This is a genomic window from Streptomyces sp. NPDC053432, from assembly GCF_055585365.1.
This window is the reverse complement of the sequence record NZ_JBVJKF010000012.1, coordinates 39,706-54,274: the sequence shown is the minus strand read 5'-3', so window position 1 is coordinate 54,274 and position 14,569 is coordinate 39,706. Positions and strand designations below refer to the sequence as shown.

19 protein-coding genes are annotated in these 14,569 nt (G+C 69.1%); 7 read left to right on the top strand and 12 right to left on the bottom strand.

The genetic code is table 11. The features are described 5' to 3' along the window. Positions 1–170: 170 nt before the first annotated feature. Positions 171–509, bottom strand: coding sequence for an ATP-binding protein (locus ACZ6Y1_RS20825; RefSeq protein ID WP_469631630.1), 339 nt, complete (start codon positions 507–509; stop codon positions 171–173). A 222-nt stretch (positions 510–731) separates the two neighbouring features. Here ACZ6Y1_RS20825 and ACZ6Y1_RS20820 point away from each other — a divergent pair, with 222 nt between their 5' ends. Both ACZ6Y1_RS20820 and ACZ6Y1_RS20815 read left to right on the top strand, forming a co-directional pair. Continuing rightward, positions 732–1,589 (top strand): helix-turn-helix domain-containing protein, encoded by an 858-nt coding sequence (locus ACZ6Y1_RS20820; RefSeq protein ID WP_469631627.1) that lies wholly within the window; start codon positions 732–734, stop codon positions 1,587–1,589. After that, positions 1,586–1,834 carry a DUF397 domain-containing protein gene (locus tag ACZ6Y1_RS20815; protein WP_469631624.1) on the top strand — a complete coding sequence of 83 codons (249 nt, stop codon included), beginning with the start codon at positions 1,586–1,588 and terminating at the stop codon, positions 1,832–1,834. The genes ACZ6Y1_RS20820 and ACZ6Y1_RS20815 overlap by 4 nt, the downstream gene beginning before the upstream one ends. A gap of 18 nt (positions 1,835–1,852) precedes the next feature. Here the strand turns inward: ACZ6Y1_RS20815 and ACZ6Y1_RS20810 are convergent, their stop codons facing one another. Beyond that, on the bottom strand, positions 1,853–2,476 hold the full coding sequence (locus ACZ6Y1_RS20810) for a hypothetical protein (protein WP_469631621.1): 624 nt from the start codon (positions 2,474–2,476) through the stop codon (positions 1,853–1,855). Positions 2,477–2,603: 127 nt separating this feature from the next. Between ACZ6Y1_RS20810 and ACZ6Y1_RS20805 the strand changes: the two genes are divergently transcribed. The 3 genes from ACZ6Y1_RS20805 to ACZ6Y1_RS20795 are packed head-to-tail and all read left to right on the top strand — an operon-like array spanning position 2,604 to position 4,782. Beyond that, on the top strand, positions 2,604–3,077 hold the full coding sequence (locus ACZ6Y1_RS20805) for a hypothetical protein (protein WP_469631618.1): 474 nt from the start codon (positions 2,604–2,606) through the stop codon (positions 3,075–3,077). Continuing rightward, complete coding sequence (locus ACZ6Y1_RS20800; RefSeq protein WP_469631615.1) at positions 3,074–4,471, top strand: hypothetical protein; 1,398 nt, start codon at positions 3,074–3,076, stop codon at positions 4,469–4,471. The genes ACZ6Y1_RS20805 and ACZ6Y1_RS20800 overlap by 4 nt, the downstream gene beginning before the upstream one ends. Beyond that, the gene (locus ACZ6Y1_RS20795) at positions 4,468–4,782 is read left to right on the top strand and encodes a hypothetical protein (protein WP_469631612.1); all 315 of its coding nucleotides are present in this window, start codon (positions 4,468–4,470) and stop codon (positions 4,780–4,782) included. The genes ACZ6Y1_RS20800 and ACZ6Y1_RS20795 overlap by 4 nt, the downstream gene beginning before the upstream one ends. A gap of 200 nt (positions 4,783–4,982) precedes the next feature. Here the strand turns inward: ACZ6Y1_RS20795 and ACZ6Y1_RS20790 are convergent, their stop codons facing one another. From ACZ6Y1_RS20790 to ACZ6Y1_RS20770, 5 genes are all read right to left on the bottom strand, one after another. Beyond that, a complete protein-coding gene (locus ACZ6Y1_RS20790; protein WP_469632041.1) occupies positions 4,983–6,311 on the bottom strand; it encodes a dicarboxylate/amino acid:cation symporter in 1,329 nt (442 codons plus the stop codon). Between the two features lie 394 nt (positions 6,312–6,705). Beyond that, positions 6,706–7,017, bottom strand: a complete 312-nt coding sequence (locus tag ACZ6Y1_RS20785; RefSeq protein WP_469631609.1) for a DUF4229 domain-containing protein — start codon at positions 7,015–7,017, stop codon at positions 6,706–6,708. Positions 7,018–7,114: 97 nt separating this feature from the next. Beyond that, positions 7,115–7,639: a GNAT family N-acetyltransferase gene (locus tag ACZ6Y1_RS20780; protein ID WP_469631606.1), complete on the bottom strand. Its 525-nt coding sequence runs from the start codon at positions 7,637–7,639 to the stop codon at positions 7,115–7,117. A 112-nt stretch (positions 7,640–7,751) separates the two neighbouring features. Further along, a complete protein-coding gene (gene mqnE, locus ACZ6Y1_RS20775; RefSeq protein WP_469631603.1) occupies positions 7,752–8,915 on the bottom strand; it encodes an aminofutalosine synthase MqnE in 1,164 nt (387 codons plus the stop codon). Between the two features lie 61 nt (positions 8,916–8,976). Beyond that, positions 8,977–9,432 (bottom strand): Lrp/AsnC family transcriptional regulator, encoded by a 456-nt coding sequence (locus tag ACZ6Y1_RS20770; protein ID WP_030009228.1) that lies wholly within the window; start codon positions 9,430–9,432, stop codon positions 8,977–8,979. A gap of 121 nt (positions 9,433–9,553) precedes the next feature. Here ACZ6Y1_RS20770 and ACZ6Y1_RS20765 point away from each other — a divergent pair, with 121 nt between their 5' ends. Next, positions 9,554–9,688 carry a hypothetical protein gene (locus tag ACZ6Y1_RS20765; RefSeq protein ID WP_469283672.1) on the top strand — a complete coding sequence of 45 codons (135 nt, stop codon included), beginning with the start codon at positions 9,554–9,556 and terminating at the stop codon, positions 9,686–9,688. On the opposite strand, the gene ACZ6Y1_RS20760 is transcribed toward ACZ6Y1_RS20765, so the two are convergent. Then, positions 9,685–10,356, bottom strand: a complete 672-nt coding sequence (locus tag ACZ6Y1_RS20760; RefSeq protein ID WP_469631598.1) for a UbiX family flavin prenyltransferase — start codon at positions 10,354–10,356, stop codon at positions 9,685–9,687. The genes ACZ6Y1_RS20765 and ACZ6Y1_RS20760 overlap by 4 nt on opposite strands. A gap of 92 nt (positions 10,357–10,448) precedes the next feature. Between ACZ6Y1_RS20760 and ACZ6Y1_RS20755 the strand changes: the two genes are divergently transcribed. Next, the gene (locus ACZ6Y1_RS20755) at positions 10,449–11,063 is read left to right on the top strand and encodes a rhomboid family intramembrane serine protease (RefSeq protein ID WP_469631595.1); all 615 of its coding nucleotides are present in this window, start codon (positions 10,449–10,451) and stop codon (positions 11,061–11,063) included. Here the strand turns inward: ACZ6Y1_RS20755 and ACZ6Y1_RS20750 are convergent. From ACZ6Y1_RS20750 to ACZ6Y1_RS20735, 4 genes are read right to left on the bottom strand one after another with little or no spacing between them, the layout of a single operon-like run. Next, a complete protein-coding gene (locus ACZ6Y1_RS20750; protein WP_469631592.1) occupies positions 11,056–11,637 on the bottom strand; it encodes a Uma2 family endonuclease in 582 nt (193 codons plus the stop codon). The two genes, ACZ6Y1_RS20755 and ACZ6Y1_RS20750, sit on opposite strands and share 8 nt — an antisense overlap. 26 nt (positions 11,638–11,663) lie before the next feature. Further along, complete coding sequence (gene mqnP, locus ACZ6Y1_RS20745) at positions 11,664–12,584, bottom strand: menaquinone biosynthesis prenyltransferase MqnP (protein ID WP_469631589.1); 921 nt, start codon at positions 12,582–12,584, stop codon at positions 11,664–11,666. Next, positions 12,584–13,054: a hypothetical protein gene (locus ACZ6Y1_RS20740; protein ID WP_469631585.1), complete on the bottom strand. Its 471-nt coding sequence runs from the start codon at positions 13,052–13,054 to the stop codon at positions 12,584–12,586. Before ACZ6Y1_RS20740 ends, mqnP begins: the two co-directional genes overlap by 1 nt. After that, positions 13,051–14,508, bottom strand: a complete 1,458-nt coding sequence (locus tag ACZ6Y1_RS20735; RefSeq protein ID WP_469631582.1) for a menaquinone biosynthesis decarboxylase — start codon at positions 14,506–14,508, stop codon at positions 13,051–13,053. Before ACZ6Y1_RS20735 ends, ACZ6Y1_RS20740 begins: the two co-directional genes overlap by 4 nt. Positions 14,509–14,569: the final 61 nt, after the last annotated feature.

The window sequence follows — 14,569 nt, the reverse complement described above, 5'->3', positions numbered from 1 at the left end:
TGCCAGTCCCGCCGGGGGCCGTCTCATGTCTGCTGTTGTCGGGCCGAGCATATGCCCGGCAACCAGCCCGAAATCCAGTCCAGTTGGCACGATTCACCCGACCGAGGGACGCGGGCCGGTGGGGTTGGGTTGGTTGGTTTTTTCTCCCGGTTCTTTGAAGCCTTATACGTCTAAGCACGCCGGGTCGCGGAGCCCCGGGACGCGGTGTTCAGCACTACCTCCGCCCACACCACCTTGCAGGGAACCGGTCCTTCCCTTACGCCCCAACGGTCCGCGAGCCCTTCGACGATCACGAGCCCCCGCCCCGGGTCGCGGATCTCCGGGATCCGGTCACCCCGGGTATCCGTCACCTCGATGAGGAGCGTGCCGGAGGTGACGGTGAGAGCCAGCCGGAAGTCCCTCCCGGCGACCCGGCCGTGGGTCACGGCGTTGGCGGCGAGCTCGGCGACGATCTGGGCCGGGACCTCCAAGGGGAGTCCCCAGGCGCGGAGTTGCTCGACGGCGAGCATGCGGCCGAGTCGGGCCCGCGAGGGGTCGAGGACAGCTGGACGTGGAAATCGGCGAGTTGAAGGATCACGTCACTCAGCGTGGCCATCCGTGCGTACCGTGAGAAGGGACGACGCCCTTGCGTCCGGCTTTTGTCCGGCCGCTGTCCGACGCTGTCCGGGCTGTCCTGCCCGGGCCCGGGGAACGGAGCGTTGAGAAGTTCGGTCCGGCGGAGGTGGGTGCGCATGAGCGTGGACGGCGACGGTACGGAAGACGCGGGCTGGGAGGTCGATCCTGACGACGAGCAGGGGGTGGCCGTCCTGGCCGCGCTCGGCCGCCAGCTCAAGGTATGGCGTGAAGAGGCGAGGGTCAGGGCCGCCGACCTCGGTACACAGATCGGCTACGGAGAGGACCTCGTCCGCAAGGTCGAGGCGGGCAAGCGGATCCCCCGTCCCGAATACCTGGACAAGGTGGACGAGGCCCTTCGGGCGGGCGGGAAGATCGTCGCGATGAAGACGGACATGGAACAGGTCCGCTACCCGAAGAAGGTCCGCGACCTGGCGAACCGCGAACGTCAGGCAGTCGAGATCGGGGCCTACCGGGTCCACGGGATACACGGTCTCCTGCAGACGGAGGACTATGCCCGGGCGCTCTTCGAGATGCGACAGCCCGCCTACAGCCAGGACGAGGTCGAGCGCTACGTGGCGGCCCGCATGGCCCGGCGCACCATCTTCGCGCGGGAACCCGCTCCCTCACTCAGCATCGTCCAGGAGGAGGCCACCCTGCGGCGCCCCATCGGGGGCACAATGGTGTGGCGGCAACAGCTCGAACGCCTGCTGGACGTCAGCCGATTGCGTCACGCGGCCCTCCAAGTAATGCCGACCAACCGCGAGGTGCACGCCGGCATGGACGGCGGGATCGAGGTACTGAAGTTCGTAGACGGCACAGCGGTAGGTCGATCGGAAGGCGCCTTCAGTGGGCGCCCGGTCTCCGACCCACGGCAGCTCCGGATCCTTGAGCTGCGCTATGGCATGATCCGAGCCCAGGCGCTCACGCCCCGGGAGACGCAGGGCTTCATCGAGGGACTGCTGGGAGAAACATGACCGACACCACCGAGCTGCACTGGTTCAAGAGCAGCTACAGCGATGGGAGCGAGGGCGACTCCTGCGTCGAGGTCGCCTGGTTCAAGAGCAGCTACAGCGACAGCGGCGACATCAACGACTGCGTCGAGGTGGCCGCCGCGCCCGCCGCCGTCCTGGTCCGGGACTCCAAGGACACCCGACTCCCCCACCTCACCATCGGCCGCCACGCATGGGCCGGTTTCGTGACCCACGCGTCCGGCAGCTGACGGCGACGGCGACAACCGTCAGGCCCGCGTGCACACGTGCACCGACTCGCTGCCGTGGCCGTCGTCGTGGACGATCCGCAGGACGTTGTTCTTGTAGGTCACCTTCAGCTGCTGGCCGCCTGCGGTCCTCGCCTCCGGCGGCTTCCACGGCAACGTCAGCGAGGCGGTGTCCTCCACCGTCCCCGGGACCGTCAGCGCCTCGCCGCCGCTCAGCTTCTTCATCTCCTTGCTGCCCACGAAGAGCTGGTAGCTCAGGTGGCCGCCGCGCAGCAGCCACTGCCCCGTCCACGTGACCTGCTCACCGTCGGCGTCCCAGACGATGGTGAAACCGCCGTTGCCCCCGGGCGGGGCCATCACCGTCGCCGTGCCGTGGACCGTCTTGCTGCCGGGCGTCGTCGACTCCAGCTTCCAGGTGCCCCCGATGAACGCGTCGAAGGCCCGGGCGATCGGGGACGGGGACGCGGGGGGCGACGACGGGGCCGGAGCCGGAGCCCCCGAGGACGCCCCCGGCGCCGGGGCCGCGCCCCCGCCCTTACCTCCGCACGCCGCGACCAGCGAGCCGGCGACACCGATCGCCAGGTAGCGCAGCGCGTTGCGCCGTCCGATGATCTGCGCCGCCGCGCGTACCTCCCGTACCGCCATCTTCCCTCCGTACAAGTCCAGTTGATCAACAAACGTCGACTATAGGGCCCCTGCCGGATGTCGTTGCGGAACCATAGGATCCCCATCCCACGTCTCCATGCATGGACATGACCATCCGATTCGGGTCATGTCCATGCATCAACTCTCCAGGGGATACATGTCGTTCGACGAAGAATGGGCAGGGCACAAGGCTGCCGCGATGACCGGGCAGCAGCCGCCCGCCATGCGGCTCAACCACGTGGCGCCCGACGCGGGTGGCGGCGGCGCGGCCGGGACTCTGGTGGCCGGGGCCTCGTCCATCAACGGCAACGCCAACCTCCTCATCGAGATCGCCGCTCTCCTCCACGAGGGCCGCCCGGACGGCGACGCGAGCACCATGGCCCGCGCACCGCGCGCGCACGAGGACGTCTCGGCACAAACGCTCCGCTTCGCCCGCTTCGCCGACGACCAGTTCAAGGACACCGTCGCCCTGTTCGCCGCCCTGGCCACCCGCCTGAAGACCACCGGCACCACTTTCGCCCAGGTCGACGACGGGACGGCCCGCGCCTTCCTCGACGGCATCCTCGACGACGGCCAGTACGTGAAACCGGAGTCCAAATGAGTCTGAGCCACCGCAAGGACGTCCAGTTCCTGGAGGAGTGCAACCCGGCGCTGGTGGAGCGCAATGCCGCCGAGTTCAAGCGGCTGCGCGATCTCCTCGTACAGGTCGGCGAGCCGGCCCGTCGCGCCGAGACCGGTACGGAGTGGCACAGCGACGGCAGCCACACCTACACCGCTCGCCTCTCCGAGGCCCGGCAGCTCGTGGAGCACATCGCCGAGGGGTACGACAAGGCATCGAGCGCCCTGCACGCCTACGCACTGGCCCTGACGACCGCCAAGTCCCACTACTCGAACGGCAAGGGCTCCGAGCGGAAGCTGGCCGCGCTCATCGCCACCAAGGGCATGGCCATCACGCGCACGGCGCAGGAGGCCGAGCCGATGTGCCAGTGGGAGGACATGCGGGCGACGACCGGCTTCCTCGACGGGCTGGCCGAGCTCACCATGGACGTGGACGACATCCGCGACGAAGCCAACCGCCTCCACGACGACGCGGGCGGCAGCTTCCACCTGGCGAAGACCACCGAGCAGGAGGCACGCAGCACCTGCGTGCACGCACTGAAGCAGGCGTACGAACTACTGCCCGAGTTCACCGTGAAGGGTGGCAGTAGCCGACCCGACCTGTACGCCGCGATGGCGGACCTTCGCCGGGAGACGGCAGAAGCCGCAGGCAGCCCACTGACCCACCTCCCGGGCAGCGGTCCGAAGCGGCAGATGGCGGGGCCGGTCGGCCCGGACACCCTGATCTCACCGCAGCTACGGGACATCCGGATGAAAACGGCAGGCCTGCCCGACGGAGCCGACAACTACTTCATCCCGAACGTCACCGACAGTATGCGCGCCGACTGGATCTCTCAGAACAAGGAGATCCTCCGGGCGGCTGCCGCGCACGCCGGGGTGCCGGAGGACCTCCTCGCCGGTGTGGCCTGGCAGGAGGTCGGAGGCTGGCAGCCCGGCTTCGCCGACGACATCACAGGCGCGCTGCGCGAACAGGCTGAGGCTCCTTGGGGATTGAGCCCCATCTCCTCGGAGAACCTCCCGGACCGATTCGGCGGCAAGTCGGACGAGACCTCGTACGGTCCCATCCAGATCCAGCTGCGGCGCGGTGCCGAGGTGTTGGGCTACGACCCCGAGCACCTCACCGAGAAGCAACGCGGTCTGGTGGAGCAGGCGCTCCAGGACCCGAAGGAGAACGCCTTCATCGCCGGCGCCTATCTGGCCCAGATCAAGCAGGAGACGAGCTTCGCCGACGTCCCCGCGGACCAGCTCACCGAGGCCCAGAAGCGGGAGATCGCCGCGCGCTACAACGGGGGCCCGTACTGGGACCTGGGCAAGGCACAGGGATACGGTGACCGGTTCGTCAACAACCTCGGACAAGCGAAGGAAGCAATGCGATGAGGCTCCGCCGCGAGAACATCGATTTGCCCGAGGATCGGGGGTGTCTCCAGTGGGTGCTGGGCATCCCGCTCATGCTCCTCTACCTGCCGGCTGTGTACTTCTGTGTACTCCTACTGATCACTGAGGTACACCCGGACGACGACCGCATGCGCGCCGACATCCAGGCGGGCGCCCACGTCGTGGGCGCCATCTGCCTCGTCGGGCTGCTCGTCTCCCTGTTCCCGGTGTTCCGCCGGACCATGGGCAAGTGGTGGTACGTCCTGCCGCTGCTGCTCGCCGCGGTCGCATACGTCCGGTCGATCACGATCTGAACGATGACGGCGCAGACGGACCCCGCATCGGCCCCGCCCGCCTCGCCATATTGGCCCCACGGACGACCGGGCTGCCAGGAGGCAGCAATGACCGCTCAGCACGCCGGCCAGCCCGCCCGCCCGACCGCCGCGCAGCGGTTCCGGAACGCCGCAGCCCCCGCCCCGACGGGGGCGGGGGCTGCGGCGCAGCGGGGATCGGGTTACGCGGCCACCGCGACGGGGGCGGCGGACGGGGCCGGCTCGTCGTCCAGGGCAGAGGCCGAGGCGGTGGCGTAGGCCTCCTTGTCGAGGATGCCCTCGCGGGCCGAGACGATCACCGGGACCAGGGCCTGGCCCGCCACGTTCGTGGCCGTGCGCATCATGTCCAGGATCGGGTCGATCGCCATCAGCAGGCCGACGCCCGCCAGCGGGAGGCCCAGGGTGGAGAGGGTCAGCGTCAGCATGACCGTCGCGCCCGTCAGGCCGGCCGTGGCCGCGGAGCCGATGACCGAGACGAAGACGATGAGCAGGTACTCCTTGATGCCCAGCTGTACGTCGAAGATCTGCGCGATGAAGATCGCGGCGAGCGCCGGGTAGATGGCGGCGCAGCCGTCCATCTTGGTGGTGGCGCCGAACGGGACGGCGAAGGAGGCGTACTCCTTCGGGACGCCGAGGCGCTCGGTGACCTTCTGGGTGACCGGCATGGTGCCGACCGAGGAGCGGGAGACGAAGGCCAGCTGGATGGCGGGCCAGGCGCCCTTGAAGAACTGGAGCGGGCTGACCTTGGCGACGGTGGCGAGCAGGAGCGGGTAGACGCCGAAGAGGACGATCGCGCAGCCGATGTAGATGTCGGCGGTGAAGGTCGCGTACTTGCCGATGAGCTCCCAGCCGTACGTGGCGATCGCGGTGCCGATCAGGCCGATGGTGCCGATCGGGGCAAGGCGGATGACCCACCACAGGGCCTTCTGGAGGAGCTCCAGGGCGGACTCGGCGAGGTCGAGGACCGGCTTGGCCTTGGCGCCGAGCTGGAGGGCGGCGATGCCGGCGACGACGGCCAGGAAGACGATCTGGAGGACCTTCAGCTCGGTGAAGGGCGTGACGATGTCCGTCGGGACGATCCCGGTGAGGAAGTCGATCCAGGAGCCGGTCTTCTTCGGGTCCTTGCCGTCGGCGGCGGTGAGGCCGGTGCCGGAGCCGGGGTCGGTCAGCAGGCCGATCGCGAGGCCGATGCCGACCGCGATCAGCGAGGTGATCATGAACCAGAGCAGCGTGCGGGAGGCCAGGCGGGCCGCGTTGTTGACCTTCCGCAGGTTGGTGATGGACACCAGGATCGCGAAGAAGACGAGCGGGGCGATGGCCAGCTTCAGCAGCTGGACGAAGATGTCGCCGACCTTCTCCAGGGTGGTGCCGAGCCAGCTGACGTCCTGACTGCGGGCTATCCATCCGAAGAGGACGCCGAGGGCGAGACCGGCGACGATCTGGGCCCAGAAGGGGAACTTGAACGAGGCCTTGGCAGGGCTGCTGCCGGGGGCCTGGGGGGACGCGGGCACGGTCGCGGACACGGACACTCTCCGGTGGTGGCGCACAGGGAAAAGAAGGGGGGCGGTTCTGCGTGGTGGTGCGGTGCGGCAGCAGCCAGGAAAAGGGCCGGCCGGGACCGCTGCTGTGCGAGTTCAGCTCAACAGCAACAGGCCGCGGACGCGCGGCGGCAGAGGTCGACGTGCAGGCGCGCCACGAGCGGGACGCTCGTGGTCATCGGGTGCGCAGCTGTGGTCAACATGTTGAACACGCTAACACTTCTCCTTTGGGAATCTCAAAGGCGTACTTTGAGACAAGGGGGCGCGAGACCCCTTCCGGCCGTGCCGGAGAACGCCGAAGCCCCAGCACTGCGGGCGGTGTTCCCGGTGCTGGGGCCTTCGGTGTGTGATGAAACTAACTGGGGCCTTACGAGTTCGCGCGCGCCGCGTCGTCGGCCACGTCCTCCTGGCTGCGGTTCGCGGCCAGCTTCTGCTTCGCACCCGCGACGCGTCCGGAGATCTGCACGGACATCTCGTCGCGCTGCTTGCGCAGGAGGACGAAGGACAGCGGGGCGGAGAGCACGAGGGCCAGCAGCACGAGCCAGACGGGGTTGGAGTCCCCGAGTCCGGAGGGCACCCAGCCGAGGCGGACGAGCCCGGCGACGAGGGCGAGGCATCCGACGAAGATGCCCAGCCGCATCGCGGTGTAGCGGATCGTTGCGCTCGGCTTGAGGGACACGGTGACCCCTTCTCTCTCGTCGGTTCTGCGGCGTCACGCGCCTGCGTGCCCGTCCAGTGAAGCACGCCGGGGCCCCGCTCCCTGCCCGCGGGGTCGGTCAGCGCAGGGGCAGCAGCATGGTGATGTCGTCGCGGTAGTCGCCCTCCGCCACGCGGATGGCGTCGGGGACGCGGCCGACCTCCTTGTAGCCGCAGGCCGCGTAGAAGTGCTCCAGTCCGTGGCCGCCGCGGGCGCCGAGGCGGATCGCCTCGATGCCGCCGAAGGAGCGGGCCGCGGCCTCCGTCGCGGCCATCAGGTCGCGGCCGTACCCCTTGCCCTGGTGGCGGGGGTGGACCATCACCGTGTACGCCCAGAGCCAGTGGAGCTGGAGCCGGTGCGTGTTGAAGGCGAGGAAGGAGGTGGCGGCCACCTCGCCCCGCTCGTCACGCCCGACGAGCAGCCGCATCTCCCCGGCGGCGACCGCGGCGAGCTGTTTGATCAGCTGCGGCCGGATGTCGTCCCGGGTCACCGGTGCGACGAAGCCGACGGCGCCGCCCGTGTTGGTGACGTCCGTCCACAGGTCGAGGATGCCGCCGTGCAGGGCGGGGTCGACGACGGGATCCAGGGTGAAAGTAATAGACACACACGCAGTTTATCTATTACATCTGCCCCGGTCCAGAAGCACCGAAGCCCCGATCCGCGCGGATCGGGGCTTCGGTGCTCTGCGGACGGTCGTCCCGCGCCGGACCGCGAGGTCAGACGCGCATCGCCTGCGGGGTCTCGCGCAGGCCGGCCTCCGGGCCGGGGTACTCGCGGATGATCTCGTACCGCGTGTTGCGCTCGACCGGGCGGAAGCCCGCCTCGCGGATCAGGTCGAGGAGGTCCTCGCGGCTCAGCTTGTTCGGGGTGCCGTAGTTGTCCGCGTCATGCGTGATCTTGTACTCGACGACCGAGCCGTCCATGTCGTCGGCGCCGTGCTGGAGCGCGAGCTGCGCGGTCTGCACGCCGTGCATCACCCAGAAGACCTTGACGTGCGGGACGTTGTCGAAGAGCAGCCGGGAGACCGCGAAGGTCTTCAGGGCCTCGGCGCCCGTCGCCATCGTCGTCCGCGCCTGGAGCTTGTTGCGTACCTTGCCGTCCTTCATGTCCACGAAGTCGTGCTGGTAGCGCAGCGGGATGAAGACCTGGAAGCCGCCGGTCTCGTCCTGGAGCTCGCGCAGCCGCAGCACGTGGTCCACGCGGTGGCGCGGCTCCTCGATGTGCCCGTAGAGCATCGTCGAAGGGGTCTTGAGGCCCTTCTCGTGCGCCAGACGGTGGATGCGCGACCAGTCCTCCCAGTGGGTGCGGTGGTCGACGATGTGCTGGCGCACCTCCCAGTCGAAGATCTCCGCGCCGCCGCCGGTGAGCGACTCCAGGCCGGCCTCGATCAGCTCGTCGAGGATGTCGGAGGCCGACATGCCCGAGATCGTCTCGAAGTGGTGGATCTCCGTCGCCGTGAACGCCTTCAGCGAGACGTCCGGCAGCGCCTTCTTCAGCTCCGACAGCGAGCGCGGGTAGTAGCGCCACGGCAGGTTCGGGTGCAGGCCGTTGACGATGTGCAGCTCGGTGAGGTTCTCGTTCTCCATGGCCTTGGCCAGGCGCACGGCCTCCTCGATGCGCATCGTGTACGCGTCCTTCTCGCCCGGCTTGCGCTGGAACGAGCAGTACGCGCACGAGGCGGTGCACACGTTCGTCATGTTGAGGTGACGGTTGACGTTGAAGTGGACGACGTCGCCGTTCTTGCGGGTGCGCACCTCGTGGGCGAGGCCACCGAGCCAGGCCAGGTCGTCCGACTCGTAGAGGGCGATGCCGTCCTCACGGGTCAGCCGCTCGCCGGAGCGGACCTTCTCCTCCAGCTCGCGCTTGAGCCCAGCGTCCATGTACCGGTCGCCTCCCTGTATCCCTTTTACGCCTGTCCTGGAACCGTCACCCACCGTACTCTCAGGCCTCTTCGGGCAGTTCCCCGACCCGGTTCTCCCACTTGGTGGACAGCACGATCGTGGTACGGGTGCGCGAGACGCCCTTGGTACCGGAGAGCTTGCGGATGATCTTCTCCAGGCCGTCCACGTCGTTGGCGCGGACCTTCAGCATGAAGGAGTCGTCACCGGCGATGAACCAGCAGTCCTCGATCTCGGCGAGGTCGCGCAGCCGGCGGGCGACGTCCTCGTGGTCCGCCGCGTCGGAGAGGGAGATGCCGATCAGCGCCGTGACGCCGAGGCCGAGCGAGGCCGAGTCCACGGTCGCGCGGTAGCCGGTGATCACGCCGGCCGTCTCCAGCCGGTTGATGCGGTCGGTGACGCTGGGGCCGGAGAGGCCCACGAGACGGCCCAGCTCCGCGTACGAGGCACGGCCGTTTTCCCGGAGTGCCTGGATGAGCTGCCTGTCCACCGTGTCCATTACGTGGAGCCTTCCATTATTCGGCGATCCTGCAAGTCTAGGTATAGAATCAAAGGCGCACAGGGTCAACACCCTGTGAATCTTTCAACAGATCAATGACGATCTTCAGGAGTGGTTCACCGTGTACACGATCGAGATGGCCTACGCGCACATGCGACAGCTCCAGGAGCTGGCCAACCGATCCCGCACCGACCAGCCGTCCGCCGCGCACCGGGTCGACAGGACCCGCAAGCCGCGCACCGCCAAGAAGCGCTAATCACCGGGGCGGGCTCCACCGAGCTCCCCCTCCCAGCGGCGGTACAGCTTGTGCGGCACCCCTGCCGCGTCGAGCACCCGCCCCGCGACGAAGTCCACCAGGTCCTGGATGTGCGTCGCACCCGCGTAGAACGCCGGAGAGGCGGGCAGCACGATCGCGCCCGCCTCGTCCAGCGCCACGAGATGCTTCAGCGTCTGCCCGTTCAGCGGGGTCTCCCGCACCGCGACCACCAGCCGACGCCGCTCCTTGAGCGTCACGCTCGCGACGCGCTGGAGCAGGTCCTTCGACAGCCCGAGCGCCACCCCCGCCACACAGGCCGTGGACGCCGGCACGATCAGCATCCCCTTGACGGGGTACGAGCCCGAGCTCGGCCCGGCCGCCAGGTCCCCGGCACCCCAGTAGCGGACGTCGTCCAGTTCCGGCCTCGCGAAGGCGGCGGGCTTGCCGTCGGCCCCGCGCTCCAGCCACTCCCCCAGGTCCTCCCGCCAGTGCGCGTCCCGGAAGGCGATTCCCGTCTCGTCCAACAGGGTGAGCCTCGAAGCCCGGCTCACGACCAGGTCGACGCTCTCCCCCGCCGCGAGCAGCCCGCGGAGCACCGCCGCCGCGTACGGCGTCCCGGAGGCACCGGAAACCCCGACCACCCACGGGGTGCGCTTGCGCTCAGTCATACCTCCGAGACTATCCGGCCACCGTGGGCGGGCACTCGCTAAGGTGGCCGCACGTTCCAGAGGGTGGGACGGCACGGGGGACGGGGACGATCATGACCGCGAGCACGACGACGGCAGAGAGCTGGACGCAGGGCGGCCGTGCGAAGGCCGCGGCCAAGCTGATGCTCGGCTGGGTGGCACTGCTGTGGGTGATCGAGGCGGTCGACTACGCCACCGGGCACGCGCTGGACGCGTACGGGATCACCCCGCGCGACCCCGACGGACTCGGCGGCATCCTCACCGCCCCGTTCCTGCACTTCGGCTTCGGGCACGTGGCGGGCAACAGCGTGCCGCTGCTGATCTTCGGCTTCACCGCGGCTCTCAGCGGGATACGCCGCTTCCTCTCCGTCAGCGCTCTGATCATCCTGGCCGACGGGATCGGCATCTGGCTCATCGCACCCCCGAACACGATGACCGCGGGCGCCTCCGGCCTGGTCTTCGGCCTCTTCGGCTACCTCGTCGTCCGCGGCTTCGTCGAGCGCCGGACGCTCGGCATCGTGGTGGGCGTGGTGATCGCGGCGATCTGGGGCGGCTCCTTCTTCCTCGGCATCCTGCCCACGAACACCGAAGTCAGCTGGCAGGGCCACCTCTGCGGCCTGGTGGCGGGCGTCGTCACGGCCCTGTACTTCCGCCGCCCGGCACCTCGCCGGCCGGCTCTGATCAGCTGACGGCGGGGTCGACGGGCAGGGTGGAGGTGTCGATCGTGACCTTCCCGATGCCCGTCTCGACGACGACGGTCCCGCCGTACCGGATGGTGTCCCGGCCGAGGTAGCCGTCCGGCCCCGGGTTCCACAGGGTGACGCAGTGCGCCTTGTACGGGTCGAAGATCAGGTAGTGGGGGATGCCTCGGCGGGCGTAGGCGCGGTCCTTGACCTCGTAGTCGTTGTGGACGCTGCTGGGGGACACCACCTCGACAGCCAGCTCGATCAGGTCGGGCGAGTAGGCGCTGAGGTTTTTGCGGCGTTCGGCATTGGGGATGACGGCAAGGTCCGGGCAGAGTTCGTTGTCGTCATCGAACGGCACGGCGACATCGCTGATCAGACCCCACTCCGCGGAAAGCTGAGCCTTCAAAGCGTTGCGCACTTCGAAGATCGTTTCGTTGTGGTGCGGTTTGACCGGACTCATCATGATGGCGCCCTCGACAATCTCCATCCGGTAGCCCGGGAACATGTCCTCGAACCGGCTGAGCTGTGAGTGCAGGCGGTCGCTCTCCGAGACGGTCACGTCGGCCTCCCTGTCCATGCACTCGATGGTAGGCCGCACGGTAGTCAGAAGGTCAGACCCCGAACCGTGAGATCCAGCAGCGCACACACGAACAGGGCGATCCCGATGAAGCCGTTGACGGTGAAGAAGGCGCGGTTCAGGCGGGAGAGGTCGTGCGGCGTCACGATGCTGTGCTCGTAGAAGAAGGCGCAGACCACGATCAGCAGGCCCGCCCAGAAGAACGCCCCCGCGCCGGTGGCGAGGCCGTACCAGGCCAGCAGGGCCGTGGTGACGACGTGCGCGCCGCGGGCGCCCCAGAGCGCGGCGGCCACGCCGTAGCGGGCCGGGACCGACCTGACGCCCTCGGCGCGGTCGGCCGCCACGTCCTGGCTGGCGAAGATCAGGTCGAAGCCGCCGATCCACACGCCCACCGCGAGGCCGAGGACGACCGCGTCCCAGGACCACTCCCCGGTGACGGCCAGCCAGGCCCCGACGGGCCCTATCGCCTGGGCGAGGCCCAGGATGGCGTGCGGGAAGTTCGTGAACCGCTTGCCGTACGGGTAGACGACCATCGGGACGACGGCGACGGGCGCGAGCGCCAGGCAGAGCGGGTTCAGCAGCGCCGCCGAGCCGAGGAACACGGCGAGCGCGATCCCGGCGCCGGTCCACGCGGAGCGCACCGACACCGCGCCGGTGACCAGTTCGCGGCCGGCGGTGCGGGGGTTGCGGGCGTCGATCTCGCGGTCGATGATCCGGTTCGCGGCCATCGCGAAGGTCCGCAGCCCCACCATGCAGACGGTGACGAGCAGCAGCGTGCCCCAGTGCACGGTTCGGTCCAGCTGGAACATGGCGGTGAGCGCGGCGATGTAGGCGAAGGGCAGCGCGAAGACCGAGTGCTCGATCATCACGAGCCTCAGGAACGCCTTGACCTTGTTGGTCGCCTCCGGCGCGGGACCCTGGCCGACCACTCCGTCGGCGGTCGTCATCACGCGAGGCTCCTGCGGAAGTCGTCGAGGTCCGCCATCAAGGTCGCGTCGGGCAGGACGCCCAGGTCCAGGGTCACCGGCTCCATGTCCTCGCCCTCGGTCGGGGTGACGTGGGCCGTGAAGGCGTGGCCGTCGGCGCCGGCCGGGCGGGCCGCGAGGCTGAGCACGGAGCCGGCCTCGATCGTGAAGGGCTCGCCGCTGCCCAGCGCGAGGCGGAGCTGCTCGGCGAAGTGCTCGGCCTCGGCGTCGCGCAGGCCCGGCAGTTCGAAGCCGCCGCCCTCGCCGTCCTCCTGGTCCAGCATCAGCGCCCACAGGTTCCCGGGGCCCGCGAACTCCTCGGGGCTCACGCCTGCCTGCTCGGCGGCCAGCCGGACGCCCGGGTCGGCGGGGTCGAGCTGCGGGCGCACGAGGGCGACGTACGTGGCGTCACCGATGAAGAGGGCGGGGCCGCCCATGGATACGGGGCTCACAGGCCGTACTCCTTCCAGCGGCGGTCGACGAGGGCGGCCGTGGCCGGGTCGGACTCGACCATGTCGGGCCAGCCGCCGTCGCGGGTGTAGCCCTCCTCGGGGAGCTTCTTCGTCGCATCGATGCCCGCCTTGCCGCCCCAGAACTGCTGGTACGAGGCGTGGTCGAGGTGGTCGACCGGGCCTTCGACGACGGTGAGGTCGCGGGAGTAGTCCGTGTTGCCGAGGGCCCGCCAGGACACCTCGTGCAGGTCGTGGACGTCGCAGTCGGAGTCCACCACGATGATCAGCTTGGTCAGCGACATCATGTGCGCGCCCCAGATGGCGTGCATGACCTTCTGCGCGTGCTTCGGGTACTTCTTGTCGATCGAGACGATCGCGCAGTTGTGGAAGCCGCCCGACTCGGGCAGGTGGTAGTCCACGATGTCCGGCACGATGATCTTGAGGAGCGGGAGGAAGAACCGCTCCGTCGCGCGGCCCAGCGGGCCGTCCTCCGTCGGCGGTCGGCCGACGACGATCGACTGGAGCAGCGGACGCTTCCGCATCGTCACGCAGTCGATCTTCAGCGCGGGGAACGGCTCCTGCGGGGTGTAGAAGCCGGTGTGGTCGCCGAAGGGGCCCTCGGGGAGCATCTCCCCCGGCTCCAGCCAGCCCTCGATGACGACCTCGGCGTGGGCAGGGACCTGGAGCGGGACCGTCTTGCAGTCGACCATCTCGATCCGCTTGCCCGCCACGAACCCGGCGAAGAGGTACTCGTCGATGTCGCCCGGCAGCGGTGCGGTCGACGCGTACGTCACGGCCGGCGGGCAGCCGAAGGCGATCGCGACGGGCAGCCGCTCGCCGCGCTTGGCGGCGACCGCGTAGTGGTTGCGGCTGTCCTTGTGGATCTGCCAGTGCATGCCGATGGTGCGCTTGTCGTGGCGCTGGAGGCGGTAGAGGCCGAGGTTACGCACGCCCGTCTCGGGGTGCTTGGTGTGGGTGAGGCCGAGGTTGAAGAAGGAGCCGCCGTCCTTCGGCCAGGTGAAGAGGGCCGGCAGCCGGTCGAGGTCGACGTCGTCGCCGGTGAGCACGACCTCCTGCACGGGTGCGGAGTCGCCCTTCACCTTCTTCGGAGGGACGTGGACCATCGAGCCGAGCTTTCCGAAGGCCTCGCGGACCCCGATGAAGCCCTGCGGCAGCTCGGGCTTGAGCAGGCCGCCGATCTTCTCGCTGATCTCGCCGTACGACTTCAGGCCCAGGGCCTTCAGCAGGCGGCGGTCGGTCCCGAAGACGTTCATGGCCAGCGGCATCGCCGAGCCCTTGACGTTCTCGAAGAGGAGCGCGGGACCCCCCGCCTTGTTCACCCTGTCGACGATCTCCCCGACCTCCAGGTACGGGTCGACTTCGGCCTTGATGCGCTTGAGGTCGCCTTCTCGCTCCAGAGCCCGGAGCAGCGAGCGGAGATCGTCGTAAGCCATAGGGGCCAGTATCGGTCACCGGCTACGCTGAGCCCGTCACCGGGGCCGTCGAATCGAACCC

Excerpts from the sequence above, each read along its gene's own strand:
- ACZ6Y1_RS20810 (WP_469631621.1), bottom strand. The coding sequence starts at position 2,476 with ATGGCGGTACGGGAGGTACGCGCGGCGGCGCAGATCATCGGACGGCGC.
- mqnP (WP_469631589.1), bottom strand. The coding sequence starts at position 12,584 with ATGACGACCGCCGACGGAGTGGTCGGCCAGGGTCCCGCGCCGGAGGCG.
- ACZ6Y1_RS20770 (WP_030009228.1), bottom strand. The coding sequence starts at position 9,432 with ATGGACACGGTGGACAGGCAGCTCATCCAGGCACTCCGGGAAAACGGC.
- ACZ6Y1_RS20820 (WP_469631627.1), top strand. The coding sequence starts at position 732 with ATGAGCGTGGACGGCGACGGTACGGAAGACGCGGGCTGGGAGGTCGAT.
- ACZ6Y1_RS20795 (WP_469631612.1), top strand. The coding sequence starts at position 4,468 with ATGAGGCTCCGCCGCGAGAACATCGATTTGCCCGAGGATCGGGGGTGT.
- ACZ6Y1_RS20735 (WP_469631582.1), bottom strand. The coding sequence starts at position 14,508 with ATGGCTTACGACGATCTCCGCTCGCTGCTCCGGGCTCTGGAGCGAGAA.
- ACZ6Y1_RS20815 (WP_469631624.1), top strand. The coding sequence starts at position 1,586 with ATGACCGACACCACCGAGCTGCACTGGTTCAAGAGCAGCTACAGCGAT.
- ACZ6Y1_RS20800 (WP_469631615.1), top strand. The coding sequence starts at position 3,074 with ATGAGTCTGAGCCACCGCAAGGACGTCCAGTTCCTGGAGGAGTGCAAC.
- ACZ6Y1_RS20750 (WP_469631592.1), bottom strand. The coding sequence starts at position 11,637 with ATGGACAGGGAGGCCGACGTGACCGTCTCGGAGAGCGACCGCCTGCAC.
- ACZ6Y1_RS20825 (WP_469631630.1), bottom strand. The coding sequence starts at position 509 with ATGCTCGCCGTCGAGCAACTCCGCGCCTGGGGACTCCCCTTGGAGGTC.
- ACZ6Y1_RS20755 (WP_469631595.1), top strand. The coding sequence starts at position 10,449 with ATGACCGCGAGCACGACGACGGCAGAGAGCTGGACGCAGGGCGGCCGT.
- ACZ6Y1_RS20805 (WP_469631618.1), top strand. The coding sequence starts at position 2,604 with ATGTCCATGCATCAACTCTCCAGGGGATACATGTCGTTCGACGAAGAA.
- ACZ6Y1_RS20760 (WP_469631598.1), bottom strand. The coding sequence starts at position 10,356 with ATGACTGAGCGCAAGCGCACCCCGTGGGTGGTCGGGGTTTCCGGTGCC.
- mqnE (WP_469631603.1), bottom strand. The coding sequence starts at position 8,915 with ATGGACGCTGGGCTCAAGCGCGAGCTGGAGGAGAAGGTCCGCTCCGGC.